Origin of the sequence: Citrobacter sp. Awk 2 (assembly GCF_028069815.1) — a bacterium.
GTDB lineage: Bacteria > Pseudomonadota > Gammaproteobacteria > Enterobacterales > Enterobacteriaceae > Citrobacter.
Genome location: NZ_JANEWL010000005.1, coordinates 56,078 through 82,688, shown reverse-complemented (window position 1 = coordinate 82,688; position 26,611 = coordinate 56,078). Strand labels below are relative to the sequence as shown.

28 protein-coding genes are annotated in these 26,611 nt (G+C 52.5%); 11 read left to right on the top strand and 17 right to left on the bottom strand.

Features of this window, described 5'->3' with window-relative positions; genetic code table 11:
* The first annotated feature begins 156 nt into the window (after positions 1 to 156).
* Positions 157 to 921, top strand: coding sequence for a nucleoside-specific channel-forming Tsx family protein (locus tag NNO02_RS02800; RefSeq protein ID WP_271440198.1), 765 nt, complete (start codon positions 157 to 159; stop codon positions 919 to 921).
* 31 nt (positions 922 to 952) lie between these two features.
* On the opposite strand, the gene NNO02_RS02795 is transcribed toward NNO02_RS02800, so the two are convergent.
* Entirely contained in the window at positions 953 to 1,879 is a 927-nt protein-coding gene (locus NNO02_RS02795) for a LysR family transcriptional regulator (RefSeq protein ID WP_202038129.1), read from the bottom strand.
* Positions 1,880 to 1,968: 89 nt separating this feature from the next.
* Here NNO02_RS02795 and NNO02_RS02790 point away from each other — a divergent pair, with 89 nt between their 5' ends.
* Complete coding sequence (locus NNO02_RS02790; protein ID WP_271440197.1) at positions 1,969 to 2,970, top strand: bile acid:sodium symporter family protein; 1,002 nt, start codon at positions 1,969 to 1,971, stop codon at positions 2,968 to 2,970.
* On the opposite strand, the gene NNO02_RS02785 is transcribed toward NNO02_RS02790, so the two are convergent.
* The 3 genes from NNO02_RS02785 to zipA all read right to left on the bottom strand — a co-directional run bounded on the left by NNO02_RS02785 (position 2,967) and on the right by zipA (position 6,278).
* Positions 2,967 to 3,185, bottom strand: coding sequence for a DUF3820 family protein (locus tag NNO02_RS02785; protein WP_045445890.1), 219 nt, complete (start codon positions 3,183 to 3,185; stop codon positions 2,967 to 2,969). The genes NNO02_RS02790 and NNO02_RS02785 overlap by 4 nt on opposite strands.
* 1 nt (position 3,186) lies before the next feature.
* Positions 3,187 to 5,202 (bottom strand): NAD-dependent DNA ligase LigA, encoded by a 2,016-nt coding sequence (gene ligA, locus NNO02_RS02780; protein WP_271454161.1) that lies wholly within the window; start codon positions 5,200 to 5,202, stop codon positions 3,187 to 3,189.
* Between the two features lie 71 nt (positions 5,203 to 5,273).
* A complete protein-coding gene (gene zipA, locus NNO02_RS02775) occupies positions 5,274 to 6,278 on the bottom strand; it encodes a cell division protein ZipA (protein WP_271454160.1) in 1,005 nt (334 codons plus the stop codon).
* A gap of 230 nt (positions 6,279 to 6,508) precedes the next feature.
* On the opposite strand from zipA, the gene cysZ reads away from it, so the two are divergent.
* From cysZ to crr, 5 genes are all read left to right on the top strand, one after another.
* On the top strand, positions 6,509 to 7,270 hold the full coding sequence (cysZ, locus tag NNO02_RS02770) for a sulfate transporter CysZ (RefSeq protein WP_086523404.1): 762 nt from the start codon (positions 6,509 to 6,511) through the stop codon (positions 7,268 to 7,270).
* Positions 7,271 to 7,433: 163 nt separating this feature from the next.
* Entirely contained in the window at positions 7,434 to 8,405 is a 972-nt protein-coding gene (cysK, locus tag NNO02_RS02765; protein ID WP_003038091.1) for a cysteine synthase A, read from the top strand.
* A gap of 383 nt (positions 8,406 to 8,788) precedes the next feature.
* A complete protein-coding gene (ptsH, locus tag NNO02_RS02760) occupies positions 8,789 to 9,046 on the top strand; it encodes a phosphocarrier protein Hpr (RefSeq protein ID WP_002913505.1) in 258 nt (85 codons plus the stop codon).
* A gap of 45 nt (positions 9,047 to 9,091) precedes the next feature.
* Positions 9,092 to 10,819 (top strand): phosphoenolpyruvate-protein phosphotransferase PtsI, encoded by a 1,728-nt coding sequence (gene ptsI, locus NNO02_RS02755; protein WP_271454159.1) that lies wholly within the window; start codon positions 9,092 to 9,094, stop codon positions 10,817 to 10,819.
* A 40-nt stretch (positions 10,820 to 10,859) separates the two neighbouring features.
* Positions 10,860 to 11,369 (top strand): PTS glucose transporter subunit IIA, encoded by a 510-nt coding sequence (gene crr / locus NNO02_RS02750; RefSeq protein ID WP_000522253.1) that lies wholly within the window; start codon positions 10,860 to 10,862, stop codon positions 11,367 to 11,369.
* A 146-nt stretch (positions 11,370 to 11,515) separates the two neighbouring features.
* Here crr and NNO02_RS02745 read toward each other — a convergent pair whose 3' ends face one another.
* Together NNO02_RS02745 and pdxK are read right to left on the bottom strand one after the other, a co-directional pair.
* A complete protein-coding gene (locus NNO02_RS02745; protein ID WP_137384723.1) occupies positions 11,516 to 11,755 on the bottom strand; it encodes a cytoplasmic protein in 240 nt (79 codons plus the stop codon).
* Positions 11,752 to 12,618 carry a pyridoxine/pyridoxal/pyridoxamine kinase gene (pdxK, locus tag NNO02_RS02740; RefSeq protein WP_271454158.1) on the bottom strand — a complete coding sequence of 289 codons (867 nt, stop codon included), beginning with the start codon at positions 12,616 to 12,618 and terminating at the stop codon, positions 11,752 to 11,754. Before pdxK ends, NNO02_RS02745 begins: the two co-directional genes overlap by 4 nt.
* A gap of 82 nt (positions 12,619 to 12,700) precedes the next feature.
* Here pdxK and ptsJ point away from each other — a divergent pair, with 82 nt between their 5' ends.
* A complete protein-coding gene (gene ptsJ / locus NNO02_RS02735; RefSeq protein ID WP_271454157.1) occupies positions 12,701 to 13,993 on the top strand; it encodes a MocR-like B6 salvage transcription factor PtsJ in 1,293 nt (430 codons plus the stop codon).
* A 13-nt stretch (positions 13,994 to 14,006) separates the two neighbouring features.
* Complete coding sequence (locus NNO02_RS02730) at positions 14,007 to 14,723, top strand: type 1 glutamine amidotransferase (RefSeq protein ID WP_271454156.1); 717 nt, start codon at positions 14,007 to 14,009, stop codon at positions 14,721 to 14,723.
* A gap of 90 nt (positions 14,724 to 14,813) precedes the next feature.
* On the opposite strand, the gene cysM is transcribed toward NNO02_RS02730, so the two are convergent.
* The 10 genes from cysM to NNO02_RS02680 all read right to left on the bottom strand — a co-directional run bounded on the left by cysM (position 14,814) and on the right by NNO02_RS02680 (position 23,448).
* Positions 14,814 to 15,725 (bottom strand): cysteine synthase CysM, encoded by a 912-nt coding sequence (gene cysM, locus NNO02_RS02725; protein ID WP_271440188.1) that lies wholly within the window; start codon positions 15,723 to 15,725, stop codon positions 14,814 to 14,816.
* Between the two features lie 118 nt (positions 15,726 to 15,843).
* Complete coding sequence (cysA, locus tag NNO02_RS02720; protein WP_137384728.1) at positions 15,844 to 16,941, bottom strand: sulfate/thiosulfate ABC transporter ATP-binding protein CysA; 1,098 nt, start codon at positions 16,939 to 16,941, stop codon at positions 15,844 to 15,846.
* Positions 16,931 to 17,806, bottom strand: coding sequence for a sulfate/thiosulfate ABC transporter permease CysW (gene cysW / locus NNO02_RS02715; RefSeq protein WP_271440186.1), 876 nt, complete (start codon positions 17,804 to 17,806; stop codon positions 16,931 to 16,933). The genes cysA and cysW overlap by 11 nt, the downstream gene beginning before the upstream one ends.
* Positions 17,806 to 18,639, bottom strand: coding sequence for a sulfate/thiosulfate ABC transporter permease CysT (gene cysT / locus NNO02_RS02710; protein ID WP_003038061.1), 834 nt, complete (start codon positions 18,637 to 18,639; stop codon positions 17,806 to 17,808). The genes cysW and cysT overlap by 1 nt, the downstream gene beginning before the upstream one ends.
* Positions 18,640 to 19,656: a thiosulfate/sulfate ABC transporter substrate-binding protein CysP gene (gene cysP, locus NNO02_RS02705; RefSeq protein ID WP_271454155.1), complete on the bottom strand. Its 1,017-nt coding sequence runs from the start codon at positions 19,654 to 19,656 to the stop codon at positions 18,640 to 18,642.
* A gap of 305 nt (positions 19,657 to 19,961) precedes the next feature.
* Complete coding sequence (gene ucpA, locus NNO02_RS02700) at positions 19,962 to 20,753, bottom strand: SDR family oxidoreductase UcpA (RefSeq protein ID WP_137384730.1); 792 nt, start codon at positions 20,751 to 20,753, stop codon at positions 19,962 to 19,964.
* Positions 20,754 to 20,958: 205 nt separating this feature from the next.
* On the bottom strand, positions 20,959 to 21,858 hold the full coding sequence (gene yfeX, locus NNO02_RS02695) for a porphyrinogen peroxidase (protein WP_048210975.1): 900 nt from the start codon (positions 21,856 to 21,858) through the stop codon (positions 20,959 to 20,961).
* A 93-nt stretch (positions 21,859 to 21,951) separates the two neighbouring features.
* Positions 21,952 to 22,527 (bottom strand): RpoE-regulated lipoprotein, encoded by a 576-nt coding sequence (locus tag NNO02_RS02690; protein ID WP_271454154.1) that lies wholly within the window; start codon positions 22,525 to 22,527, stop codon positions 21,952 to 21,954.
* A 59-nt stretch (positions 22,528 to 22,586) separates the two neighbouring features.
* Positions 22,587 to 23,036, bottom strand: coding sequence for a DUF2919 domain-containing protein (locus tag NNO02_RS02685; protein WP_271454153.1), 450 nt, complete (start codon positions 23,034 to 23,036; stop codon positions 22,587 to 22,589).
* Positions 23,023 to 23,448: a GNAT family acetyltransferase gene (locus tag NNO02_RS02680; RefSeq protein ID WP_048210972.1), complete on the bottom strand. Its 426-nt coding sequence runs from the start codon at positions 23,446 to 23,448 to the stop codon at positions 23,023 to 23,025. The genes NNO02_RS02685 and NNO02_RS02680 overlap by 14 nt, the downstream gene beginning before the upstream one ends.
* 211 nt (positions 23,449 to 23,659) lie before the next feature.
* Here NNO02_RS02680 and amiA point away from each other — a divergent pair, with 211 nt between their 5' ends.
* Together amiA and hemF are read left to right on the top strand one after the other, a co-directional pair.
* Positions 23,660 to 24,529: an N-acetylmuramoyl-L-alanine amidase AmiA gene (amiA, locus tag NNO02_RS02675; RefSeq protein ID WP_137384734.1), complete on the top strand. Its 870-nt coding sequence runs from the start codon at positions 23,660 to 23,662 to the stop codon at positions 24,527 to 24,529.
* A gap of 2 nt (positions 24,530 to 24,531) precedes the next feature.
* Entirely contained in the window at positions 24,532 to 25,431 is a 900-nt protein-coding gene (gene hemF, locus NNO02_RS02670) for an oxygen-dependent coproporphyrinogen oxidase (RefSeq protein WP_271454152.1), read from the top strand.
* Between the two features lie 84 nt (positions 25,432 to 25,515).
* On the opposite strand, the gene eutR is transcribed toward hemF, so the two are convergent.
* Positions 25,516 to 26,568 carry an HTH-type transcriptional regulator EutR gene (eutR, locus tag NNO02_RS02665; RefSeq protein WP_271440178.1) on the bottom strand — a complete coding sequence of 351 codons (1,053 nt, stop codon included), beginning with the start codon at positions 26,566 to 26,568 and terminating at the stop codon, positions 25,516 to 25,518.
* Between the last annotated feature and the right edge of the window lie 43 nt (positions 26,569 to 26,611).

Genomic DNA, 26,611 nt, shown 5'->3' with positions numbered 1-26,611 from the left:
TATTAATTCAGATCCAATGCCTATCAATTATCAACATTTAAATATTGGACGAGCCATCTTTTACACAAATAACATAAGAACAGCTGCATCCTGGCAGCAATTATAAATTACGCACAAATATTCAGTGCATTTATTATTTGGCAGATGGAACACTCAATGAATAAAAAACTTATCGCAATAAGTTTAGCAACCTCATTAACCTTACCTCAACTGGCACAGGCTGAATTTAAAGGCGGCTTCGCCGATATTGGTCTGCATTACCTGGACTGGACATCCGATACCACAGAAAAAACCAGTAAGAAATCACACAAAGATGATTTTGGTTATCTTGAACTTGAAGGTGGCGCGAATTTTAGTTGGGGAGAAATGTATGGATTCTTCGACTGGGAGAATTTCTACAATGGCCGCCACGCTAAACCCGGCAGTGAACAGCGCTACACCTTCAAAAATACCAACCGTATCTATTTAGGTGATACAGGGTTAAACCTCTATCTTCATGCCTACGGCACCTATGGCTCACCTGAACGTGCTAATTTTCATGATGACATGTTTCTCTATGGGTTAGGGTATAACTTCACTGGCAACGGTTACTGGTTTAAACCCTTCTTTGCCAAACGCTACACTGACCAGACATATTACACCGGAGATAATGGTTATGTGATGGGCTGGGTTGCAGGCTATAGCTTCCTGTTAGGCAGTGAGACGTTTTCCGTCACGAACTGGAATGAGTACGAATTTGACCGCGCAGCAACCTACGCAGCAGGAAACGGCGGCAAAGACGGCATCAACGGTGCCTTTGCGTTGTGGTGGAATGCGACACCGCACCTGACTGCAGGAATTCAATATCGCTACGCCGATAATAAACTGGGGGAGTCTTTCCTTCAGGATGGCATCATTTATTCCATCAAATACATATTTTAACCTACCGCACCTGCCCGACTGGCAGGTGCATTTAAATCTGATACAACGGATCGCGTGCCCGCCCAGCAGTTAATTCACTGGCCTGTGTACGCACCACGTCCCACAATGCCTGAGCGGCAGTTGAGAGAGAACGATTTTTGCGCCGCGCCAACATCAATTGCCGCTCAACAACTGGCGTTAAACGTTTAACCTGTAAATGGCTGCCCTGCGGTAAGGGGAGTGCCAGCGCGGGCAGCACGCTGATTCCAATCCCTGCTTCGACCATCGGGAACAGCGTTGCCGGGTGTCCAATCTCCTGAACAATGTTGGCATCAATAGAAAAATGAGACAATGCCGCATCAATTAGCGGTCGGCTACCAGAGGCATAATCCTGTAAAACCAGGCGCTCATGCTGCAGATCCTGCCAGTTAATCCATTCCCGGTGAGCTAGCGGGTGATCCTGACGACACAACAACAGAAACGGCTCCGATAGCACCGCTTCACACTGCAGATCGGTCACGGCTCCCGGGTCAATCACAATGCCAAAATCCACTTCCCCCTGACGAATACTCTCCAGTACCCACTGTTGTGGCCTGTCGTGCAGGACAAAATCGATCGCCGGATACAGCTGATTGCTCTGCGCAATACACTGCGGAATGAGGTGTGCGGAAATCGTCTGGCTGGCAGCCACACGCACCGTACCGGTTAACTGCGTACCAACCTGACCGGCTTCGCGCAGCGTACTGTGCAGTTCATCCAGAATGCGTTCCAGCCGCGCTGCGAGTTGCTGCCCGGCTTCCGTCAGCACCACCTCGCGCGTTGTACGATCCAGTAGCCGGACACCCGTCTGCCCTTCCAGCTCTTTTACACTATGACTGACCGCCGACTGACTTAAGCCGATGATATCCCCCGCCCGGCTAAAACTTTTGGCCTGAGCGACGGTGACAAAGATACGTAATTGGCGCAAAGAATAATTCATCGATTCAATTCATATATAGATGCAATAAATCAATTTTATTTCTCAAACAGAAAAACGCAAAATGTTCCTACCGAATTTCAGGAGCTTTTATGAAACTTTTTCGTATCCTTGATCCGTTCACGATAACGCTGATTACCGTTGTTTTATTGGCCTCATTTTTCCCTGCAGAGGGCGGCTTTGTTCCTTTCTTTGAAGGCCTAACCACCGCCGCTATTGCCCTGCTCTTTTTTATGCACGGCGCAAAGCTCTCGCGTGAAGCCATTATTGCCGGCGGCAGCCACTGGCGTTTGCATCTGTGGGTCATGTGCAGCACCTTTGTGGTCTTCCCCGTGCTGGGTGTCCTGTTTGCCTGGTGGGCACCGGTCAACGTTGATCCGATGCTCTACACGGGCTTCCTGTACCTGTGCATTTTGCCGGCCACAGTGCAGTCGGCAATTGCCTTTACATCCCTTGCGGGCGGTAACGTTGCCGCCGCCGTGTGCTCCGCCTCTGCCTCCAGCCTGTTGGGTATTTTCCTCTCGCCGCTGTTGGTCGGACTGGTGATGAATATGCATGGTGCAGAAGGCAGCCTGGAGCAGGTAGGGAAAATCATGCTGCAACTGCTGCTGCCGTTCGTACTGGGACATCTTTCACGTCCGTGGATTGGTAACTGGGTGTCACGCCATAAAAAATGGATCGCCAAAACGGACCAATCCTCCATTCTGCTGGTGGTTTACTCCGCTTTCAGTGAGGCGGTCGTGAACGGAATCTGGCACAAAGTTGGGGTCGGTTCACTGCTGTTTATTGTAATTGTCAGCCTTGTATTACTGGCCATCGTGATTGGTATCAACGTCTTTGTCGCGCGCAAATGTGGCTTCAATAAAGCCGATGAAATTACCATTGTCTTCTGTGGGTCGAAAAAGAGTCTGGCAAACGGGATCCCCATGGCCAATATTCTGTTCCCGACTTCGGTGATTGGTATGATGGTGCTGCCGTTGATGATCTTCCATCAAATCCAACTGATGGTATGCGCCGTATTGGCGCGTCGTTACAAGCGCCAGACGGACGCATTACAGGCGACGCAGCAGAATAGCCGCGCCGCGAAAGCTTAAAGCGGGCGTTTCAGGGGCTGTACCAGCTGTGTCAGCCCCTCGGTTTTAATCAGCAGCGTGATTTGCATTAGCTCACCCAGTTTGCCTGGCGGAAATTCATCTTTGCGGGCAAACCACAGCAGATACTCTTCCGGGACGTCAATCAGTCGACGCCCCTTATATTTTCCAAAAGGCATCACGGTGTTGGCAATATCAATCAGTTGCTCTTTTTCCATCTCAGGCGCCCAGTAAGCGGATCATTTCAGCTTCATCGATAACGATAATGCCCAACTCCTGCGCTTTTGCCAACTTCGAGCCTGCCGCTTCGCCGGCAATAACCAGATCGGTTTTCTTCGACACGCTACCTGCCACTTTCGCACCCAGTGCGGTCAGCCGCGCTTTGGCATCATCACGCGACATCTGGCTCAGACTACCGGTCAGCACGACCGTTTTCCCCGCGAAAGGACTGTCGATCTCTTCTGCATTGATGACGACGGGTGCTGGCCAGTGAATACCCTGCGCCAGCAACTGCACGATCACCTCACGGTTGCTCTCTTCGGCAAAAAAGTTAAACACGTGAGTAGCCACCACAATGCCAACATCCGGCACTTTTTGCAGCTCTTCAATGGAAGCCGCTTCCAGCGCATCCAGCGTACCGAAATACGCGGCCAGACCTGCAGCCGTTGCTTCACCAACTTCACGAATGCCCAGCGCATACAGAAAACGGGCAAAGGTGGTTTCTTTCGCTTTTTCCAGCGCGTTCACCACGTTTTGCGCCGACTTCGGACCCATACGATCGAGACCGGTCAGCTTACCTGCGGTCAACGTGAACAAATCCGCTGGTGTGTGCACGTACTCTTTCTCGACCAGTTGATCGATAATTTTGTCGCCCATACCGTCAACATCCAGCGCACGACGGGAAACGAAGTGTTTGAGCGACTCTTTACGCTGCGCACCACAGATTAAACCGCCCGTGCAGCGAGTAACGGCTTCACCTTCCACACGCTCAACGTCAGAGTTGCATACCGGACAGTGGGTGGGAAACTCAATTTCACGCGTATCGTCCGGGCGTTCGGAAAGCACGACGTTCACTACCTGCGGGATGACATCGCCCGCACGGCGAATGACGACTTTATCGCCAATACGCAAACCAAGACGCTCAATTTCATCCGCATTGTGCAAGGTGGCGTTACTGACCAACACCCCGGCAACCTGAACTGGCTCAAGGCGGGCAACAGGTGTAATCGCCCCGGTGCGTCCAACCTGAAACTCAACATCGCGTACGAAGGTCATTTGCTCCTGCGCCGGGAACTTGAAGGCCACAGCCCAGCGCGGCGCACGAGCGACAAAACCCAGTTGCTCCTGCAACGCCATGGAGTTGACTTTAATCACCACGCCGTCAATATCGAATCCCAACGTTGGGCGATCTTCTTCAACCTGACGATAGTAAGCGAGTACTTCCTCCGGAGAGTCGCACAACGTTACTCTGTTGCTGACCGGCAGGCCCCACGCTTTAAACTGCAGCAAGCGCCCCAAATGCGTATCGGGAAGTTCGCCGCCTTCCAGCACACCGACGCCATAGCAGAAGAAAGTAAGCGGTCGCTTCGCCGTGATACGCGGATCGAGCTGGCGTAATGATCCTGCCGCCGCATTGCGCGGGTTAGCAAACACTTTGTTGCCCGTGCGGCGGGCTTCTTCGTTAATTTTTTCAAACCCGGCCTGCGGCAAAAACACTTCGCCGCGCACTTCCAGACGTGCCGGAATATTATCGCCACGCAGTTTTAACGGGATCGCACGGATGGTGCGCACGTTCGAGGTAATATCCTCGCCAGTCGTACCATCACCACGCGTTGCCGCGCTGACCAGTACACCGTTCTCATACAGGATACTGACCGCCAGACCATCCAGCTTCAGCTCACAGCACCAGGTCAGCTTATCCGTGCTCTTCAGTCTGTCCTGAACGCGCTTATTGAAAGCGAGAAAACTCTCCTCATCAAACACGTTATCCAGCGACAGCATCGGCACTTCATGACGGATCTGGCTGAATGCCGCCAGAGGTGCGGCACCTACGCGCTGGGTGGGTGAATCGGGCGTGACAAGTTCAGGATGCTGCGCTTCCAGTTCACGCAGTTCGCGCATCAGGCGATCATATTCCGCATCAGGAATTTCCGGCGCATCCATCACATGGTAAAGATACTCATGATGGCGAAGCGTGGTTCGCAGTTCTGTCAGTTGTTGTTCGATTGATTCCATATCGCACCATCAATGATAAAAAACCCCCGACAGGCGGGGGTTCAGAAAGGAGAGGTCACGCCAGAGGAAAATCAGGCGTGAGATTCTTTAACTTCGCGGATGCGGTCCTGATACTCGCGCAGTTTCTGCGGCGTCATCATACGACGTTGATCGTCGAGCACCACACCACCCACTTCATCGGCAATGTGTTGTGCGGACTGCAGCATCAGCTTGAAGTTTTGCAGCTCGTCGCCATAGGACGGAACCTGCATAAAGATAGTAACGCCCGGCGTGCTGAAATCGCCGGTCATCTCAGGGTCAAACGTCCCTGGGTTCACCATATTGGCAAGACTGAACAGCGACGGACCACTCCCATCCGGGCTGAGATGACGATGGAAAATATTCATATCGCCAAATTTAAAACCAGCCTGCTGAATGCTGTTGAGCAACACCTCACCGTTGAGCTCGCTGCCATGATGCGCCGCGACGTTCATAATGATGACCGTTTCTTTACGCTGCGGTTTTTCAGCAACAGGCGCTTCTTCAACAACCGGTTCAGGCTGTGGTTGCGGTTCAACAACAGGCTCTACTGGCTGGAAGGCCTGCGGTGCAGGTTGTGGCGCTTGCTGCACGGGTTGCTGTACCTGTGGAGCCGCTGGCTGAGGTTGCATCGGTTGCTGCTGTACCGGTTGATGTTGCACCGGTTGTGGCTGTTGTACTGGCTGCTGCGGATGCTGGGCATGCGGCTGCGGTACCTGCGGTGCCTGAGTGGGCTGCTGCGCGTGTTGACGCGGCTGAGCAGACGCATAAGGCGGCTGGTACTGGTGTTGCGGCGACTGAGGAGGAACACCATGTTCCTGAGCGCTGCCGGGAGCATGATTCACACGATGCACGCGGACTTCGCCCACGCCTTCATCTTCCTCGACGTTGTCGTCGTAGGAATCCTCGTCATCACGTTTAGACTTCATGCGTTTCAGTGGGCGATCGCGGAATATAGAAGACCGTTCTTTACGGCTAGTCCAGAAACCATGTACCAGTAAAGCGATTATGGCGATCGCGCCAACAATGATTAATATCAGACGCAAATCCTGCATCATTATATTCTCTGTTGTTCTAACACCTTGCCACCACGGCAAACATTTACTCACTAAGAGTATTTGCCGATTACGCCAAGTGCAAGTGCACTCTTGGCTTTCACGGCATAAAGATGAATAAAAACGTGCTTTTTGCTGTTTTTTCGAACATTTCTGAACAGCCTAACGCTCAACAACCCGGTAAGATACGCAAAGTTTACCAGAGCTTATATAACAAGGAGTATGTCCTGACCATGGTTTCATCATCTGCAGTTGTACCTCGCAGCGGTTTTTATTACTTTTCTCAGGGATGGAAACTCATCACTCAACCGGGAATTCGTCGCTTTGTTATCCTGCCTTTACTGGTGAATATTTTGCTGATGGGCGGCGCATTCTGGTGGCTGTTTACGCAACTGGACAGTTGGATCCCCGCGCTGATGAGCCACGTCCCGAACTGGCTACAGTGGCTTAGCTATTTGCTATGGCCGATTGTGACTATCTCCGTGCTACTGGTGTTTGGCTACCTGTTCTCCACCATCGCCAACTGGATTGCCGCACCGTTTAACGGCTTGTTGGCAGAACAACTCGAAGCCCGCCTGACGGGCGCGACACCGCCTGACACTGGCGTTCTTGGCATCATGAAAGATGTGCCGCGTATTATGAAGCGTGAATGGCAAAAGCTGGCGTGGTATCTCCCGCGCGCCTTTGTGTTACTGCTCCTCTATTTTATCCCCGGTGTGGGGCAGACCGTCGCACCAGTGCTGTGGTTCCTGTTCAGTGCGTGGATGCTGGCCATTCAATATTGTGATTATCCGTTCGACAACCACAAAGTCCCATTCAAAGAGATGCGTATCGCCCTGCGCACACGCAAAGTCACCAACATGCAGTTCGGTGCGCTAACCAGTCTGTTTACGATGATCCCGGTGCTCAATCTGTTCATCATGCCGGTCGCGGTTTGTGGTGCCACGGCAATGTGGGTAGACTGCTACCGTGCTAAACACGCGTTATGGAAGTAATGCAAAAATGTGTAAAACAGGGGTGGCTTATGCCGCTCCTTATTCCATACTGACGTCGAATATTTCCTTTCTGAATATAGATATGCTAAATCCTTACTTCCCCATACTTTCTCAACAGGTATGCTGAAGCGGTATCCCAATTTCATACAGTTAAGGACAGGCCATGAGTAAGATTTTTGAAGACAACTCGCTGACTATCGGTCATACGCCGCTGGTTCGACTGAACCGTATCGGTAACGGACGCATTCTGGCGAAGGTGGAGTCACGTAACCCGAGCTTCAGCGTCAAATGCCGTATTGGTGCCAATATGATTTGGGATGCCGAAAAACGTGGTGTACTGAAGCCGGGCGTTGAGTTGGTCGAACCGACCAGCGGTAACACCGGGATCGCGCTGGCCTACGTTGCTGCCGCCCGTGGTTACAAACTCACCCTGACGATGCCAGAAACCATGAGCATTGAGCGTCGCAAGTTGCTGAAGGCATTGGGTGCAAACCTGGTGCTTACCGAAGGCGCGAAAGGCATGAAGGGCGCGATTCAAAAGGCGGAAGAGATTGTTGCCAGCGACCCAGAAAAATTCCTGCTGCTTCAGCAATTCAGCAACCCGGCTAACCCGGAAATCCACGAGAAAACCACCGGACCGGAAATCTGGGAAGATACCGACGGTCAGGTTGATGTGTTTATCTCTGGCGTAGGTACCGGCGGTACGCTGACCGGGGTGACCCGCTACATTAAAGGGACCAAGGGCAAAACGGACCTCATCACCGTTGCCGTTGAGCCGACAGACTCGCCGGTTATCGCCCAGGCACTGGCGGGTGAAGAGCTGAAACCGGGTCCGCACAAAATTCAGGGCATTGGCGCAGGCTTCATTCCGGGTAACCTTGACCTGAAGCTTATCGATAAAGTGGTTGCCATCACCAATGATGAAGCTATTTCCACGGCGCGCCGCCTGATGGAAGAAGAAGGCATTCTGGCGGGTATCTCTTCAGGTGCTGCGGTTGCTGCTGCGCTTAAGCTCCAGGAAGATGAAACCTTTACCAATAAGAATATAGTGGTTATTCTACCGTCATCGGGTGAGCGTTATCTGAGCACAGCACTGTTTGCCGATCTCTTCACTGAGAAAGAACTGCAACAGTAATGCCAGCATGTTAAATACGCGTAAAAAAGCACCCTTTTGGGTGCTTTTTTGTGGCCTGCTTCAAAGTTTCAACCCACCTGGCATTGATTCAGCCCGCCGGAACTGGTATTTAACCAAACTAATTATTTTGATGCGCGAAATTAATCGTTACAGGAAAAGCGCTAGCTGAATCGATTTTATGATTTGGTTCAACTCTTCCTTTCGCGGCATAATGTTTAATGACGAACGAAACGTCAGCGGCAAGAAGTTGCCAGCAACGGATTGCACCGAACTCCTTTTGTGTCGCGTCCTGTTTACGTCGACGCTAACAATACAGGCTAAAGTTGAACCGCCAGGCTAGACTTTAGTTCCACAACACTAAACCTATAAGTTGGGGAAATATAATGTTCCAGCAAGAAGTTACCATTACCGCTCCGAACGGTCTGCATACTCGCCCTGCTGCTCAGTTTGTTAAAGAAGCAAAAGGCTTTACGTCTGAAATCACTGTGACTTCCAACGGCAAAAGCGCTAGCGCAAAAAGCCTGTTTAAGCTGCAGACTCTGGGCCTGACTCAGGGCACCGTTGTTACCCTTTCCGCAGAAGGCGAAGACGAGCAGAAAGCAGTTGAGCATCTGGTTAAACTGATGGCTGAACTCGAGTAAGTTCAACGAGTTCTTTTAAATATCAGTCACAAGTAAGGTAGGGTTATGATTTCAGGCATTTTAGCATCCCCGGGTATCGCTTTCGGCAAGGCACTGCTGCTGAAAGAAGACGAAATCGTCATTGACCGGAAAAAAATTTCTGCCGACAAGGTTGATCAGGAAGTTGAACGTTTTCTGAGCGGTCGTGCCAAGGCATCTGCGCAACTGGAAGCGATCAAAACCAAAGCTGGTGAAACATTCGGTGAAGAAAAAGAAGCCATCTTTGAAGGGCATATCATGCTGCTCGAAGATGAGGAGCTGGAGCAGGAAATCATAGCCCTGATTAAAGATAAGCACATGACGGCTGACGCAGCTGCGCATGAGATTATCGAAGGTCAGGCCACAGCCCTGGAAGAGCTGGATGATGAATACCTGAAAGAACGTGCGGCTGACGTACGTGACATCGGTAAACGCCTGCTGCGTAACATCCTGGGTCTGGCAATTATCGACCTGAGCGCTATCCAGGAAGAAGTTATCCTGGTTGCCGCTGACTTGACCCCGTCAGAAACCGCACAGCTGAACCTCGAGAAGGTGCTGGGTTTCATCACTGACGCAGGTGGACGTACCTCTCATACCTCAATCATGGCGCGTTCTTTGGAACTGCCTGCCATCGTAGGTACCGGTAGCGTCACCTCTCAAGTGAAAAACGACGACTATCTGATTCTGGATGCCGTAAACAATCAGGTTTACGTCAACCCAACTAACGACATTATCGAACAACTGCGTGCCGTTCAGGAGCAGGTTGCTACCGAGAAAGCGGAACTCGCTAAGCTGAAAGATCTGCCCGCTATCACGCTGGACGGTCACCAGGTTGAAGTGTGTGCCAACATCGGTACCGTTCGTGACGTTGAAGGCGCTGAGCGTAACGGCGCTGAAGGCGTGGGTCTGTATCGTACCGAATTCCTGTTCATGGACCGTGAATCGCTGCCGACTGAAGAAGAACAGTTTGCTGCGTATAAAGCCGTTGCTGAAGCGTGTGGCTCTCAGGCGGTTATCGTACGTACCATGGACATCGGCGGCGATAAAGAACTGCCGTACATGAATTTCCCGAAAGAAGAGAACCCGTTCCTGGGCTGGCGTGCCGTGCGTATCGCGATGGATCGTAAAGAGATCCTGCGTGACCAGGTTCGCGCTATCCTGCGTGCCTCTGCTTTCGGCAAACTGCGCATCATGTTCCCGATGATTATCTCTGTTGAAGAAGTGCGTGCGCTTCGCAAAGAGATCGAAATCTACAAACAGGAACTGCGCGACGAAGGTAAAGCATTTGACGAAAGCATTGAGATTGGCGTGATGGTGGAAACACCAGCTGCGGCAACAATTGCACGTCATTTAGCCAAAGAAGTTGATTTCTTTAGTATCGGCACCAATGATTTAACGCAGTACACCCTGGCAGTTGACCGTGGTAATGATATGATTTCACACCTTTACCAACCGATGTCGCCATCTGTTCTGACGCTGATCAAGCAAGTTATTGATGCTTCTCATGCTGAAGGCAAATGGACCGGCATGTGTGGTGAGCTTGCAGGCGACGAACGTGCTACACTTCTGTTGCTGGGGATGGGTCTGGACGAATTCTCTATGAGCGCCATTTCTATCCCGCGCATTAAGAAGATTATCCGTAACACGAACTTCGAAGATGCGAAGGTGTTAGCAGAGCAGGCTCTTGCTCAACCGACAACGGACGAGTTAATGACGCTGGTTAACAAGTTCATTGAAGAAAAAACAATCTGCTAATCCACGAGATGCGGCCCAATTTACTGCTTAGGAGAAGATCATGGGTTTGTTCGATAAACTGAAATCTCTGGTTTCTGATGATAAGAAAGACACCGGAACTATTGAGATTGTTGCTCCGCTCTCTGGCGAGATCGTCAACATCGAAGACGTGCCGGATGTAGTTTTTGCTGAAAAAATCGTTGGTGATGGTATTGCTATCAAGCCAACCGGTAACAAAATGGTTGCTCCTGTTGATGGCACCATCGGCAAAATCTTTGAAACCAACCATGCGTTCTCTATCGAATCTGATAGCGGCATTGAGCTGTTTGTTCACTTCGGTATTGATACCGTTGAACTGAAAGGCGAAGGCTTCAAGCGTATCGCTGAAGAAGGCCAGCGTGTGAAAGTGGGCGACCCGGTTATTGAATTCGATCTGCCGCTGCTGGAAGAGAAAGCCAAGTCTACCCTGACTCCGGTTGTTATCTCCAACATGGACGAAATCAAAGAACTGATCAAACTGTCCGGTAGCGTGACCGTGGGTGAAACTCCGGTTATCCGCATCAAGAAGTAATTCTTGCCGCAGGGAAGAATGGCGCCATCTGGCGCCATTTTTTTTATCTAACGGACGTCAAAACCTGCCGGATGGCGCGACGCTTCTCCGGCCTACGAAAAACGCCGTAACGTAGGCCAGGTCAGGCGTATGCGCCGCCATCAGCATTAAATTTGTGAAGTAACCGGCCGGTAACACGCCTCGCGCATCAGGATTTTCATACCTTCCGGCCCGCTTTCCAGCATCCGCCGTTCCGAATCCGCCACTAGCAGTTCACAATCATAGCCACCGGCAATCCCAAACATGGCGCGCGCCACACAGATATCTTCCAGCGCTTCTGTTCCGCTGGTATCAAAATGTCCAACGATGCGTCCATGCTGACTAACCACCAGTCGATAACTCTTCATCGCGCCTCCCCTGCCAGTGGCAGAATTAACTCATCACAACCGCACAAGTGCGTCCATGTCATCACTTCCAGCACGCGCTGTGCAGCGTCGTGCGTGGCAGCAGTAAGTGGTTTTCCCAGCACGATACCGCTCACCAGTTCAGCGCAGAACAGATCGCCGGTCCCCTTCAGGTCCGTTTTCACCCGCGGATGGGCTAGCACCTCAACCGTTTCAGCCGTCACGACGGCAACCTGAATGACCTCCTCGGTTTCTCCCGGAGCGCTGGTGATTACCACCCATTTCAGCGTATCGGTGAGCAGCGATTTGGCTGCCGATATCGCTTCATCCAGCGTGCGACACGGTTTACCGCTCAACATCTGCAGCTCAAACACGTTTGGCGTCAGTCCCTGTGCCAGCGGTAGCAGATGTTTGCGATACGCCTCCGGTATTTCGGCCTTTACGTACATGCCGCTGTCCGTATCCCCAATCACCGGATCGACCAGAATACACAGATCCGGGTGGGTAGCCCGCACGGTCTCCAGCCACTGTGCCAGCAGAGCGATTTGTTCCGCACTGCCCATATACCCCGTAGTCACCGCTTTTAGCTCACGTAACGCATCGCGTTCATTTAAGGCGCGAAGATAGCCGCTAAACCAATCGGCCGGGATAACACCGCCATAAAAAGTCTCATAATGCGGTGTATTGCTGAACAGTACCGTTGGGATCGCGGTGACGCGTAATCCCTGCGCTTTGATGGCCGGGACGGCGATGCTGTTACCTACGCTGCCATACACCACCTGTGACTGGACGGCGACGATATCGGTTTGTAGCGCCCGATGCTTGTCGTCGAAGAGCACTGACTGTATTTCACTCTCCTGCTGCATAAACTTCTCCTCTCGCTGGACAGCGGGCTATCGCCTCACTATTATCGTCATATGCTAAAATTCATTTTGTCATAGGTCAATAATGATCGACGGAAAAACCGCTAACGAAATTTTTGACAGTATTCGTCAACATGTCGCTACAGGCACCCTCGCCTCAGGCGAAACGCTTCCGCCAGTGCGCGAGCTGGCGACGACATTGAACGTCAACCGCAATACTGTCGCGGCGGCTTATAAACGACTGGTCACCTCCGGGCTGGCACTCAGTCTTGGGAGAAACGGGACGGTAATAAAAGGAATTTCCTCCCCTATCGCGCTGGAGGGAGGGAACCCGAATACCCCGCTTACCGACCTTTCCGGTGGTAACCCTGCGCCGACTTGTCTCCCCGATCTCAGTCGTTATTTCGCGCAAATAAATAAGAATCCACGTCTGTATGGCGATGCCGTCGTATCGCCTGAGCTTAAAACCTGGGCCACACGCTGGATGCAGGATGCCCTCCCTGGCGTGGGAGAAATTGATATCACCAGCGGTGCTATTGACGCTATTGAACGACTACTGTGCGCCCATTTATTGCCGGGCGATAGCGTCGCGGTAGAAGATCCCTGCTTTTTAAGTAGCATCAATATGTTGCGTTATGCGGGATTCTCAGCGAGCCCGGTCACCGTAGACAACGAAGGTATGCAACCCGACATGCTGGAGGTGGCGTTACAAAGAGGGGCGCGGGCAGTGATCCTGACGCCGCGGGCCCACAACCCGACGGGATGTAGCCTGAGCGCCGCACGCGCCGCCCAGTTACAAAAAATCCTGGCCCGCTATCCGCAGGTGCTGGTGATTGTCGACGACCACTTTGCACTGCTGTCTGCATGCCGTTGGCACCCGGTGATTGCCACGCAAACCACACACTGGGCAGTCGTCCGTTCAATGTCGAAAACATTAGGCCCGGATTTACGCCTTGCCATCGTTGCCAGCGATCCGGTCACTTCAGCAAAACTGCGGTTACGACTCAACGCCGGCAGTCAGTGGGTCAGCCATCTGCTTCAGGATTTGGCCTGCGCCTGCCTGAGTGACGAGGAGTATCAACGTAAGCTGGTCCAGACTCAGCGGTTTTACGCAACACAGCAGCAAAAACTGACCACCGCTCTCAGAGGATATGGCATTGATCTACCCGTCGGTGATGGTCTGAATCTGTGGCTGCCTCTGACGCACCACAGTCAATCACTTGCTTTTGCCCTGGCAAAATCCGGTTGGCTGGTACGCGAAGGTGAGGTGTTTGGTGTGAATACACCATCGCACGGTCTGCGCATTACGCTGTCGACCTTGAACGACAGCGATATTCATAAGCTGGCGGCTGATATTCATCAGGCGCAAAAGCGCTAACAGGAGAGAAAAAGTGCGAGTTCATTTTGTTATTCATGAGTCTTTTGAATCTGCTGGCGCGTATCTGCCGTGGGCAGAACAGCGTGGCTATACCATCACCTGGTCGCGGGTTTACGCCGGAGAATCGGTTCCCGCCAATGCTGATGGGTTCGATATGCTGGTCGTCTTTGGTGGCCCGCAGTCTCCACGCACCACGCTGGCAGAGTGCCCGTATTTTGATTCTCAGGCCGAACAGCATCTGATCAATCAGGCGATTTCAGCACGCAAAATTGTGGTGGGGATCTGCTTAGGTTCACAGCTGATTGGCGAAGCGCTGGGCGCGAAGGTATGTCAAAGCCCGGAAAAAGAGATTGGTCACTATCCCATCACACTGACTGAAGCAGGTAAAGCGCACCCGCTGATCGCCCACTTTGGATCGCCGCTGATGGTCGGTCACTGGCACAACGATATGCCTGGATTAACCGATCAGGCGACAATTCTGGCGACAAGTGAAGGCTGTCCGAGACAAATCGTGCAATACGGTAATTTTATCTATGGCTTCCAGTGTCATATGGAATTCACCGCCGAGGCAATCGAGGGGCTGATTCAGCATTCGGAACAAGAGTTAGCAGAGGCCAGAGGAAAACGCTTTATCCGCTCTGTTGCTGAAATGCGCGAATGGGATTACCAGCAGATGAATGAAAAACTGTGGCAGTTCCTGGATAAACTGGTAGAGAACCGTAACGATTAATCATTGAAGGCCGGATAAAACACGCAACGTCTTATCCGGCGATCGTGTCGTGTGTTTGCCTGATGGCGCTACGCTTATCAGGCAAACAAATTAAATCCCTGCGCCCTGATTGAAGTGCTCTTCACCAAAAACGCCGGTCGAAAGGTAGCGATCGCCGCGATCGCAGATGATCGCCACCACCACAGCGCCGGGTGTAGCACGCGCCACGCGTAACGCCCCCGCCACCGCGCCGCCAGAACTGACACCGCAGAAAATGCCTTCACGAACCGCCAGCTCACGCATGGTGTTTTCTGCATCATTCTGATGAATATCCAGCACCTCATCCACCAGCGAGGCGTTAAAAATGCCCGGCATATACTCCGCAGGCCAGCGGCGAATCCCCGGAATACTGCTGCCCTCTTCCGGCTGCAGACCGACAATCGTCACCGGTTTAGCCTGTTCACGCAGAAAACGAGATACGCCGGTAATGGTGCCGGTCGTGCCCATGCTGGAGACGAAATGGGTAATGCGTCCGGACGTTTGCTGCCAGATTTCCGGGCCGGTTGTGGTGTAATGCGCATACGGGTTATCAGGATTGTTAAACTGATCGAGCAACTTACCTTCGCCACGTTGGGCCATTTCCAGTGCTAAGTCACGCGCCCCTTCCATGCCCTGCTCTTTGGTCACCAGTATCAGTTCAGCCCCGTAAGCCCGCATCGCCGCACGTCGCTCCTGACTCATGTTGTCAGGCATCAGCAGCTTCATGCGATAGCCTTTCAGCGCGGCGATCATCGCCAGCGCGATGCCGGTATTCCCGCTGGTTGCTTCAATCAGTACATCGCCCGGCTTAATTTCTCCGCGTTTCTCCGCTTCGACAATCATCGACAGCGCAGCCCTGTCTTTCACCGAGCCCGCGGGATTATTCCCTTCCAGTTTGACCCAAATTTCACTGCCGTTTTCCGGCGCAAGACGCTGCAGTTTAACCAGAGGCGTATTGCCAATCGTTTGTTCTAATGTGTTCACGTTTTCAGCTCAATAAAATGCCGGGTGGCGCTACGCTTACCCGGCCTACAGGTCATGCTTTAGCCCGTAGGCCCGGTAAGCGCAGCGCCACCGGGGAATAACTATGCGAATTAACCTATCAGGCCGATTGCGCCAGGGCAAGTTCCGCTTCACGCGTTTCAATGCGCTGGTCACCGTTGTACAGTCGTGCATTTTGCAGCCCAACAAACAGGCGTTCGCCACGAGCAGGGGAATCGTCTCCCTGCATGACCACTGTCAGCGGTTCGTTATACCACCCCAGTGGTTGCACAACTAATTGGGTGTAGTGACCTTTCGGACTGGCTTCCAGCACCTGTACCGGCAACGGGGAATCCAGGCTGGTACGACGGCTCACATCCACTTCCCACGGACGCAGGAACAGGTCAACCGGCCCTTGATACGCTGGCGTATAGCCCAATGGCCAACGGTGTGCGCCAACATGGAACTGTCCGCCACGAATCGTCCCCTGCAGGCGGTTAACCTCACCCATAAATTCCAGTACAAAGCGGGTTGCCGGTTCACGCCAGACCTGGTCCGGCGCATCGGCTTGTTCAATATGTCCCTGGCTCATTACCACCACGCGATCGGCCACTTCCGTCGCCTCTTCCTGATCGTGGGTAACAAACACGCTGGTAAATTTCAGTTCTTCGTGCAACTGACGCAACCAACGACGCAACTCTTTACGCACCTGAGCATCAAGTGCACCAAACGGCTCATCGAGTAGCAGGATCTGCGGTTCGACCGCCAGCGCTCGTGCCAGCGCCACACGCTGTTTTTGCCCGCCGGAAAGCTGCGCCGGAAAACGATCCGCCAGATGGGCAAGCTGCACCATCTCCAGCAATTTGGTGACTTTCGCCTTAATGGCCGCCGCGTTTGGACGCTCGCGACGCGGTAAGACCGTCAGCCCAAAGGCGATATTGTCGAAAACGGTCATATGGCGAAACAGCGCATAATGCTGAAAGACGAAGCCAACTTTACGATCACGCGCATGTAAACGACTGACGTCAGTACCATGAAAGCGAATATGCCCGCTGGACTGATGTTCCAGCCCGGCAATAATTCGCAGCAGCGTGGTTTTGCCCGAGCCAGACGGCCCCAGCAGCGCAACCATCTGACCTGAAGGAATATCCAGCGAGATATCGTTCAGCACCTGGGTGCGACCAAAAGACTTCTTAATATTGGCAATCTCAATGCTCATGATTTTCCTCCTGCTGCGCGCGTTTTTCCTGGTTCTCCAGACGCCATTGCAACATGCTCTTCAAAAACAGGGTAATAATCGCCATCAGCGTTAATAGCGCCGCGGCGGTAAAGGAGCCGACCGTGTTGTAGTCCTGCTCCAGTAATTCAATCTGTAATGGCAACGATAAGGTTTCGCCGCGAATCGAGCCGGAAACCACCGACACCGCACCAAACTCACCAATCGCACGGGCATTGGTCAACACCACACCGTACAGCAATGCCCAACGGATATTCGGCAGCGTCACGCGTCGGAACATCTGCCAGCCGGACGCGCCAAGCAGCACAGCCGCTTCATCTTCATTACTGCCCTGGCTTAACATCACCGGCACCAGTTCGCGCACCACAAACGGACAGGTTACAAAGACCGTAACCAGCACCATGCCTGGCCAGGCAAACATGATTTGCAGGTTATGTTCATCCAGCCAACCGCCGAGTGGGCCGTTAGAGCCGTAAAACAGCAGATAGACCAGACCGGCGACCACCGGCGAGACAGCAAACGGAATATCCAGTAGCGTCAGCAACAGCTGGCGACCCGGAAAGTTAAAGCGGGTCACCAGCCAGGCCAGCAAGACACCAAACACCAGGTTCACTGGCACTGCGATCAGTGCAATCAACACCGTAAGCCAGATGGCATGCAGCATGTCCGGGTTAGCCAGATTCTGTAATACCGGCAGTAACCCCTTACTGAATGCCTGCACGAAGATATAGATCATCGGCACCAGCAAAATAAACGCGGACACCAGCATGCCCGTGCCAATCAGAAACCATTTACCCCAGTTGATGCGGGGCGCCCCATAGTGTTTCAATTGGGTAATGTCTGCCATCAGTGACCTACCACGCGTCGACCAAAGCGACTCTGCAGGGTGTTAATCGAAAACAGCAGCAACAACGAAGCCCCAAGGATTACTGACGCAATCGCACTAGCGGCTGGGTAGTCAAACTCCTGCAAGCGAACAAAAATCATCAGTGAGGTGACTTCCGTTTTCCACGCAATATTCCCAGCGATAAAGATAACTGCGCCAAATTCGCCTAAACTACGGGTGAACGACAGCGCCACGCCCGCCACCAGCGCAGGAGACAGCTCCGGCAGCACCACTTTGCGGAAACTCTGCCAACGCGTAGCACCCAGCGTCTCCGCCGCTTCTTCATACTCCGGACCTAACTCTTCCAGCACCGGCTGTACGGTACGTACCACAAACGGAATGCTGGTAAAGGCCATAGCCACCGCGATACCCAGCCAGGTGTAAGTGACCTTAATATCCAGTTTCGCCAGCCATTCGCCGTAGAAACCGTTGACCGAAAACAGTGATGCCAGCGTCAGACCCGCTACCGCCGTAGGCAGCGCAAACGGCAGGTCCATCAGCGCATCCAGCAACGTGCGGCCCGGAAAACGGTAACGGGTTAAGATCCACGCCATTAACAGACCAAACACGCCGTTAAAAATCGACGCCACAAATGCTGACAGCAGCGTGACTTTATAGGCCGCCACGACCTGCGGGTTAGTAATCACATCCCAATATTGCGCCCAGCTCATTTGCGCCAGTTGCATTACCAGCGCACTAAGCGGTAACAGCAATATCAGGCACACAAACAGTAAGCTGGTACCCAGACTTAAGGTAAAGCCGGGCAGCACGCGTCGGGAAGAAACAGCAAACATTTACTTGCGCCCCGCCGCCAACAGTTTGTCCAGCTCACCGCCGCTGACAAAGTGTGTTTTCATCACTTCAGGCCAGGAGCCGAACTTGTCTTCTACGCGGAACAATTCAGTCTGCGGGAATTTATCTTGCAGCTTGTCCATGACCTGTGGGTTATTCACACGGTAGTAATAGTCGGTGATGATGGTTTGCGCCTGCGGGCTGTACAGCCAGTTCAGATACGCTTTAGCCGCTTTCTCTGTCCCGTTGGCCTGCACATTCTTATCTACCCAGGCAACCGGGAACTCGGCAAGAATATTGGTTTTCGGAATAACAACCTCAAAACCCTGCGCTTCATACTGCTTGCGAATGTTATTCACTTCCGACTCGAAGCTGATCAATACGTCACCGAGCCCGCGCTCGGCAAAAGTGGTGGTCGCGCCACGGCCACCGGTATCAAACACTTCGACATTTTGCAGGAACTGGGTCATGAACTGTTCGGTTTTGGCTTTATCGCCGCCGTCTGCTTTATCCGCAGCGCCCCACGCCGCTAAATAGGTGTAGCGCGCATTCCCGGACGTTTTCGGGTTAGGGAAGATAAGCTTGACGTCAGAACGAACAAGGTCATTCCAGTCGTGAATATTTTTAGGGTTTCCTTTACGCACCAGGAATCCCATTGTGGAATAGAACGGTGAACTGTTGTTCGGCAGGCGAGTTTGCCAGTCGGCCGGGATCAACTTGCCTTTGTCGTGCAGGATTTGCACGTCGGTCACCTGGTTATAGGTCACCACATCGGCTTTCAGTCCCTGTAAAATCGCCAGCGCCTGTTTTGATGACCCGGCATGAGATTGTTTTATCGTCAGTTTATCGCCGCCGTTATCCTTCGCCCATTGCTGTTCAAACGGCGGGTTAAGGGCGGCAAACAGTTCGCGGGAAACATCGTATGAACTGTTCAGCAGTTCCGTTGCCTGCGCCTGACCCACCAGCAACAGCATTGCTGCCAGCGTCAGGGTTCTTTTTTTCAGTAAGTTAACGGCCATTGCGCACCCTTATAAATTAAATGACTTTCTTATGGTCATCATATTTATAACCAGTGCTAAAGGAGTAACGGTTTTATATACCGTTTGATGATTTGAAAGTTGAAAAGAGAATAAGAGCTTATCCCAGTAGGTGTAATTGTTGCAGGCAGTTTGGACACGGACAGCGCGGAAAAACCGGAGCGTACACGAAGTACGTGAGGATTTTGAGCACTGCCCAGGGCCAAACTGGCAAATAAAATAGCCTAATGGGCTAGCTCTAAGGGGTACCTCCTCCCCAGGTTCACCAGGGAGGAGACAGGCATCAATCAGATGCCGACGCTAACGCTTTCCGGCAGTGTGCTGCCGCCATCAATCACGTTTTGCGTGCCAGTTAAGTAGCTGGATTCATCCGACGCCAGGAACGCCGCCAGTTCACCCACTTCAAGCGGGCAGGCCAGACGGCGCATTGGAATCGCTTTCGCCATGTCGACTAAAACCGATTCAGGATCGTCCGGGTTAGACTGACGTGCAATATTTTCCGCCATTGGCGTACGAACGTAGCCTGGGCAAATTGCATTTACACGAATCCCCGATTGCGCGTATTCAACCGCCAGGGACTTGGTTAAGCCGATAATAGCGGCTTTCGACAACGCATACGCCGTTTCACCCGGGTCGGCTACCATATCGCCTGTTACCGATGACATCATCACGATGCGCCCGTCTTTGCGTGCAATCATCTCCGGCAGAACGGCCTTCGTCACGTTCCAGACGCCTTTAATGTTGACATCAATGTGGAAGTCGCGATCTTCATCGCTCATTTCAAGGAAGTTGCCAAGGCGACATACGCCGGCATTGTTGACCAGAATGTCGATTTTGCCTTCAATTTTCTTCGCGCGTTTTACCGCTTCCGTGACCGACGCAAAATCTCTGACGTCTGCGTGAACCGCTGTGCAGCGATGCCCGCGCCCAGCCAGTTCATCCGCCAGCTTTTCAATCTCATCGGAGATATCCAGCAGGATTAAGTTCGCGCCATGGCGGGCAAACGTTCTGGCGATCCCCTCGCCAATACCCTGAGATGCGCCTGTAATCAATGCTGTTTTGCCCGTGAGTTTTCCCATTTCAATATTCTCCTTTTGAATATGAAGCCTTCGCTTCATTCACGCAGAAGATACAGCATTAACAAATTCATGCTGAGGAATAGCTCACTAAATCAGGTTAATTTAAGGTAAAAAAAATCCCCGTCGGGGCGGGGATTTTCAATTCTATGACAGATAAGAACGCGGTAGGCCCGGTAAGCGTTAGCGCCACCAGGCAACACCGGGATTACAGCGCCATCAGTCGATCCAGCGACGGTGCAAAGTAATAGCCACCGGTGACCGGTTTGGTAAAGCGCAGCATCGCGTCACGTTTGCCGTCGGTATCACCAAACATGCTCAGCAGTTGCTGCTCAATATTGTGCAGACGCGCACAGTACGCGCAGAAATAGAGACCATGCGTACCGCTGGCTGTACCGTATGGCAGGCTCTGACGAACAATTTTCAGACCCTTGCCATCTTCTTTCAGATCCACACGGCTCAGGTGGGATGTTACCGGACGATCGTCACCATCGATCTCTTCGTTGGCTTCCTTGGTGCGGCCAATCATCATTTCCTGATCGTGAATACTCATGCGGTTCAGTTGCTTCAGGTTATGTTCCCAACGCTGCACGAATACATAGCTGCCGCCAGCATCGACGCCATCTTTAATAACAGCGACTTCACGACGCGTTTCTTCACCCGCCGGGTTTTCAGTGCCATCAACAAAGCCACTGAGATCACGCTCTTCCACCCAGCGGAAACCGTGGATCTCTTCTTTGACTTCAATACAGTCGCCAAATGCTTCCATTGCCGCCTGCGCAACGGAGAAATTCACGTCATGGCGCAGCGAGAGAATATGGATCAATACGTCATACTGGGTCGCCGGAGCCAGGCCTTTACCGTAAGGGATGAAGTCCTTCAGCTCTTCCGCGCCCACGCCGCCGCTCAGCGTGCGCCAGGTATTGTTGCCAAAAGCGACTACCGCGCCCAGATGCGCATCCGGGAATTTCGCTTCAAAGGTCGCCAGCTTATCGGCAAATGTTTTGCTGGCCGCTCGCAGAGCCTCAACATCACCTTTTACATTGGCTTCAATCCAAATCGCCGCACGGCAATGTTCTGGCAAAATGCCACTCTGAACCTGAGACATTGTTCCTCCTGAAAAAAAGCTGCCACGACATCGTGGCATTGATGGGCGTTATTCTACCTGTTTTTTTAGTAAGTCGATTTGTTCAGACGCAAATTAACGCCGCCAGATAATTTTGCTTACTTTCCACTCTTGTAGTGTATCGTCAGACGGCATTATGCCTTCAGGGCCGCTCCAGTCACCGGAAAAAATATAGCTAATGTGCTGACTTCCTTCAGCTTTACATTCAACGTTCTCGCTATCATCACCGGTTGCTTTCTGACAATTACCGAAGGCTTTAGTGTAAAGGTCGCTAAACGGTGTACCGATTTCAACACCCGCGTCTGATGAAATATCGCTGTCCAGGACATCAATGCGGCTGATGGTTCCCTGGTCTCCATTGATCACCATTGCCAGCTTGTCACCTTTCATCGCCTCAAAAAAGCGCACGACATTGCCGTTATTGGTTTTCATCCCACTACGCAGGCGATAATCGCCATCCAGCGCATCAGCAATGGTCTTTTCTTCCAGTGTTGTCGCGCCCGTGAGTTTTCCCACGCCTTGCTCAGTGACCTCGGTCGAAGAACCAAACCAGTTCCACGGATTAGCGGCGGACCAGTTCACCGATGAGAGGGTTGAACACCCGGTCAGCACCAGCGGTATCGCGCATAACGTCAAACGCAGTGATTTCATTTCACTTCCTTCCATATTTATCAACGCTGCTTTGAGTCCGGTTTCACTAAAAAGTGCCGTTATTCTTTCTCGGGGGAAAAACAGACGCGCAGACGTTGATTGGTTAACAGCCAGACCAGCGCGACGATATCCGCCACCAGCAGCGTCAGCCCGATGCCGTTGACCGGATCGCCTGCCAACCACAGCATCGGCTGCCAGCCGAGCAGCACCAGTTGAGCCAGAATCAGTAATCCGCGCAGCCTGTGCCACAAAACGGGAAACGCGAAACGCCGCCCGCTGAGTAAAAACGCCAGCACGGCCGGAACGCCGGGAAGTAACCCCAGCCAGAACGCGTCATGATCGGGATAAAACAAATTCAGCAACGTGTTGCCTTGATCGCGGGAAGAACCCGCAATCACAAACAACACCCAGGTACGCGCCTGGAGCAGCAGCACGCACCAGAACAGAAATGGCAGGCGCAGACGCCCATGACCGTCATAGTCGGCGGGATGGAACTCAGTACTCTTCATCTTCGATTAAACGTTTACCCAGATGGAGTACATCGGTATGTTCATAGCCCAAACGCTCATACATACCCAGCACAACGTCATTATCGTCACGCACCATGATTTGAATCTTTGGACAACCACGGGCAATGAGCTTTTTCTCCAGTCGGTTCAGCAGCGCATTAGCAATACCACGCCCCCTGAACTCAGGATGCACGCCAAGGTAATAAGCGGAACCACGATGACCGTCATAGCCCCCCATCACTGTGCCGACAACTTCACCGTTCACTTCTGCGACCAGAAACAAGCTGACGTCATGATTGACTTTGCGCTCAATGTCCATTTCCGGATCATTCCATGGACGCAGCAGATCACAGCGCTCCCAGAGGGTGATCACCTCTTCGAAATCTTCCTGGCGAAATACGCGTATTTCCATGGTATTAGTTTCCTTTTCAGGACGTTAAAAAGCGATTATGGCGCGAACCACTGATTTAGCCAATATCTGACGCGAAGCGACGGAAAAAATGGCATAATACGGAATTGTCACGTATTGAAATGAAAAGTAAAACAATTCTTATCCCGATCCGTCGCAACGGACTACGCGATACGATATAACGTCTGGAACCTTTTTTTACAACTCAGGCCGTATGAGCACTTTTAAACCACTAAAAACTCTCACATCGCGCCGCCAGGTGCTGAAAGCTGGGCTGGCAGCCCTGACGCTGTCCGGCATGTCGCAAGCCATCGCAAAGGAAGAAACGCTAAAGACCAGTAATGGTCACAGCAAACCGAAAGCCAAAAAAGCGGGTGCTAAGCGTGTTGTTGTTCTTGACCCAGGACACGGTGGTATTGATACCGGAGCAATTGGCCGCAACGGCTCGAAAGAAAAACACGTGGTGCTGGCGATTGCCAAAAATGTACGCTCGATTCTGCGCAATGAAGGAATTGATGCACGCCTGACCCGCTCTGGCGATACCTTCATTCCACTGTACGATCGCGTTGAGATTGCCCACAAGCACGGTGCCGATCTGTTTATGTCGATTCACGCCGACGGCTTCACCAATCCGAGCGCGGCGGGGGCATCAGTCTTCGCCCTGTCCAATCGCGGTGCCAGTAGCGCCATGGCGAAGTACCTGTCCGATCGTGAAAACCGTGCCGATGAAGTCGCAGGTAAAAAGGCCACCGATAAAGACCATTTATTGCAGCAGGTACTGTTCGATTTGGTACAAACCGACACCATTAAAAACAGCCTGACGCTCGGTTCGCACATTCTTAAGAAAATCAAGCCGGTACACCGTTTGCACAGTCGCAGCACGGAACAAGCCGCGTTCGTGGTACTAAAATCACCGTCAATTCCTTCGGTACTGGTCGAAACGTCATTCATCACCAACCCGGAAGAAGAACGGTTGCTGGGCACAACGGCATTTCGCCAGAAAATCGCCACCGCTATCGCCAATGGCATCATCAGCTATTTCCACTGGTTTGATAATCAGAAAGCACATTCGAAGAAACGTTAATCATGAAGCCCGATGCACAGCGCGTTAAACAGTTCCTGCTGAGTCTGCAGGATAATATTTGCCAACAGTTATCTGCCGTCGATGGTGCAACGTTTGTTGAAGATAACTGGCAGCGTGAAGCGGGCGGCGGCGGTCGTAGCCGGGTGCTACGTAACGGCGGTATCTTTGAACAAGCGGGGGTGAATTTCTCCCACGTACACGGTGACGCAATGCCAGCCTCTGCTACCGCACATCGGCCAGAGCTTGCCGGGCGCAGCTTTGAGGCGATGGGTGTCTCGCTGGTCGTGCATCCGCAGAATCCGTACATCCCTACCAGCCATGCCAACGTGCGTTTTTTTATCGCCGAAAAACCGGGTGCCGATCCAGTATGGTGGTTTGGCGGTGGCTTTGATTTAACGCCCTACTATGGTTTTGAAGAAGATGCCGTTCACTGGCATCGCACCGCGCTTGAACTCTGCCAACCGTTTGGTGATGACGTGTACCCGCGTTACAAAAAATGGTGCGACGACTACTTCTTTCTGAAGCACCGTAACGAGCAGCGCGGCATTGGTGGGCTGTTTTTTGATGACTTGAATACGCCAGATTTCGACCACTGCTTCGCCTTTATGCAGGCGGTCGGGCAAGGTTACACCGAGGCGTATCTGCCGATCGTCGAACGCCGCAAAGCGATGATCTGGGGCGAGCGCGAGCGCAATTTCCAGCTTTATCGTCGCGGACGCTATGTGGAATTTAATCTGGTGTGGGACAGAGGCACGTTGTTCGGTCTGCAGACCGGCGGGCGCACCGAATCGATTCTGATGTCAATGCCGCCGCTGGTACGCTGGGAATATGACTGGCAGCCGGAAGCGAACAGCCCGGAAGCCGCCCTTAGCGAATTTATTCAGGTCCGCGACTGGGTGTAATTGCCTGATGGCGCTACGCTTATCAGGCCTACAACCCGTAGGCCGGATAAGACGTAAAGCGTCGCATCCGGCACAATTCTTTCATCACGCCCACTGACGCATGCGCTGATGCAGCGTCAGCGAGGGTTTTTCCGCAAACAGCTGCTGGTAATCGGTAGCAAACTGTCCTAAATGCCAGAATCCCCACTGCATCGCAGCGTCTTTCACCGTCGCACTTTGCGACCACGGGCTAATAAGCTCCCGGCGCACAGCATTCAGACGAATACGCTTTAACCAGGCATTCGGTCCGATACCCAGGATCGCGTGAAACGCGTTTTGCAGCGTGCGACGACTCACATGTAGCTGGTTACACAAGTCGAGCACGGTCAGCGGTTCTGACATATTTTCCAGCACATATTCGCGCGCACGCGACAGCAGGCGGCGATAGCTCTGATGGCTGATGCTTTCAGCGGTCATAATCGGCTGAGCGTCTTCCAGCATCGTGCCCATCGCCAGCAACAGGTTATCACCCAATACTTTGCGCACCGCCGGCTGATGAAGGTTCTCAGGATTTTCACTAAACGTCGCCAGCGCCTGTTGCACAAAGCCCCATAACGCAGCTTTGTGCTGTTCTTTGACTTCCAGCGCCGACTGGTTGCGCAGCATATGCAGCACCCTTTCCGGGTTATGCAGGAAGTTGGCCTGACGCGCAATCGCCTCTTCCGAAATGACAACCCCCAGAATGGTGTAATCATCTGGTGTGCTCAGCTCAAACTCTGTTCCGCCTGGGCGGGTCGCAATTTCAGCACTGCCAAGGCATTGCGTACCAATAAACCCCTGCTCTCCGCGCGTAGCCGGAATACCAAACCAGAACGAATTCGGCCAAACCAGGCATGACTGGCGCAGCGCAAGACCGGTGTATTCACGGAACACCTGAATATCATCAAGCAGGATTTCCGTGAACTCGCCATGAAATTTTCCCGGATGCAGTTGATCATAAATCTGCTGCCAGGCAGTAATCGTCAGGGCATGCTCATACACATCTGTTGTTCGCCGTTGGTGAACGTTGTCCACCTCCACCTTCGGCGTAAGTTTAACGTCTTCGGGTAATGCTTCATGATAAAGATGGTGCAGGTTTGCAGTACGGGTCTTTTTCATGATCTTTTAAGCCGGAAGCTTCAATGAAGCCCCCGGCCCTCCG

Bases quoted from the DNA above. Each gene is read 5' to 3' on its own strand.
- NNO02_RS02800 (WP_271440198.1), top strand. From the start codon at position 157: ATGAATAAAAAACTTATCGCAATAAGTTTAGCAACCTCATTAACCTTA.
- NNO02_RS02795 (WP_202038129.1), bottom strand. From the start codon at position 1,879: ATGAATTATTCTTTGCGCCAATTACGTATCTTTGTCACCGTCGCTCAG.
- NNO02_RS02790 (WP_271440197.1), top strand. From the start codon at position 1,969: ATGAAACTTTTTCGTATCCTTGATCCGTTCACGATAACGCTGATTACC.
- NNO02_RS02785 (WP_045445890.1), bottom strand. From the start codon at position 3,185: ATGGAAAAAGAGCAACTGATTGATATTGCCAACACCGTGATGCCTTTT.
- ligA (WP_271454161.1), bottom strand. From the start codon at position 5,202: ATGGAATCAATCGAACAACAACTGACAGAACTGCGAACCACGCTTCGC.
- zipA (WP_271454160.1), bottom strand. From the start codon at position 6,278: ATGATGCAGGATTTGCGTCTGATATTAATCATTGTTGGCGCGATCGCC.
- cysZ (WP_086523404.1), top strand. From the start codon at position 6,509: ATGGTTTCATCATCTGCAGTTGTACCTCGCAGCGGTTTTTATTACTTT.
- cysK (WP_003038091.1), top strand. From the start codon at position 7,434: ATGAGTAAGATTTTTGAAGACAACTCGCTGACTATCGGTCATACGCCG.
- ptsH (WP_002913505.1), top strand. From the start codon at position 8,789: ATGTTCCAGCAAGAAGTTACCATTACCGCTCCGAACGGTCTGCATACT.
- ptsI (WP_271454159.1), top strand. From the start codon at position 9,092: ATGATTTCAGGCATTTTAGCATCCCCGGGTATCGCTTTCGGCAAGGCA.
- crr (WP_000522253.1), top strand. From the start codon at position 10,860: ATGGGTTTGTTCGATAAACTGAAATCTCTGGTTTCTGATGATAAGAAA.
- NNO02_RS02745 (WP_137384723.1), bottom strand. From the start codon at position 11,755: ATGAAGAGTTATCGACTGGTGGTTAGTCAGCATGGACGCATCGTTGGA.
- pdxK (WP_271454158.1), bottom strand. From the start codon at position 12,618: ATGCAGCAGGAGAGTGAAATACAGTCAGTGCTCTTCGACGACAAGCAT.
- ptsJ (WP_271454157.1), top strand. From the start codon at position 12,701: ATGATCGACGGAAAAACCGCTAACGAAATTTTTGACAGTATTCGTCAA.
- cysA (WP_137384728.1), bottom strand. From the start codon at position 16,941: ATGAGCATTGAGATTGCCAATATTAAGAAGTCTTTTGGTCGCACCCAG.
- cysW (WP_271440186.1), bottom strand. From the start codon at position 17,806: ATGGCAGACATTACCCAATTGAAACACTATGGGGCGCCCCGCATCAAC.
- cysT (WP_003038061.1), bottom strand. From the start codon at position 18,639: ATGTTTGCTGTTTCTTCCCGACGCGTGCTGCCCGGCTTTACCTTAAGT.
- cysP (WP_271454155.1), bottom strand. From the start codon at position 19,656: ATGGCCGTTAACTTACTGAAAAAAAGAACCCTGACGCTGGCAGCAATG.
- ucpA (WP_137384730.1), bottom strand. From the start codon at position 20,753: ATGGGAAAACTCACGGGCAAAACAGCATTGATTACAGGCGCATCTCAG.
- yfeX (WP_048210975.1), bottom strand. From the start codon at position 21,858: ATGTCTCAGGTTCAGAGTGGCATTTTGCCAGAACATTGCCGTGCGGCG.
- NNO02_RS02690 (WP_271454154.1), bottom strand. From the start codon at position 22,527: ATGAAATCACTGCGTTTGACGTTATGCGCGATACCGCTGGTGCTGACC.
- NNO02_RS02685 (WP_271454153.1), bottom strand. From the start codon at position 23,036: ATGAAGAGTACTGAGTTCCATCCCGCCGACTATGACGGTCATGGGCGT.
- NNO02_RS02680 (WP_048210972.1), bottom strand. From the start codon at position 23,448: ATGGAAATACGCGTATTTCGCCAGGAAGATTTCGAAGAGGTGATCACC.
- amiA (WP_137384734.1), top strand. From the start codon at position 23,660: ATGAGCACTTTTAAACCACTAAAAACTCTCACATCGCGCCGCCAGGTG.
- hemF (WP_271454152.1), top strand. From the start codon at position 24,532: ATGAAGCCCGATGCACAGCGCGTTAAACAGTTCCTGCTGAGTCTGCAG.
- eutR (WP_271440178.1), bottom strand. From the start codon at position 26,568: ATGAAAAAGACCCGTACTGCAAACCTGCACCATCTTTATCATGAAGCA.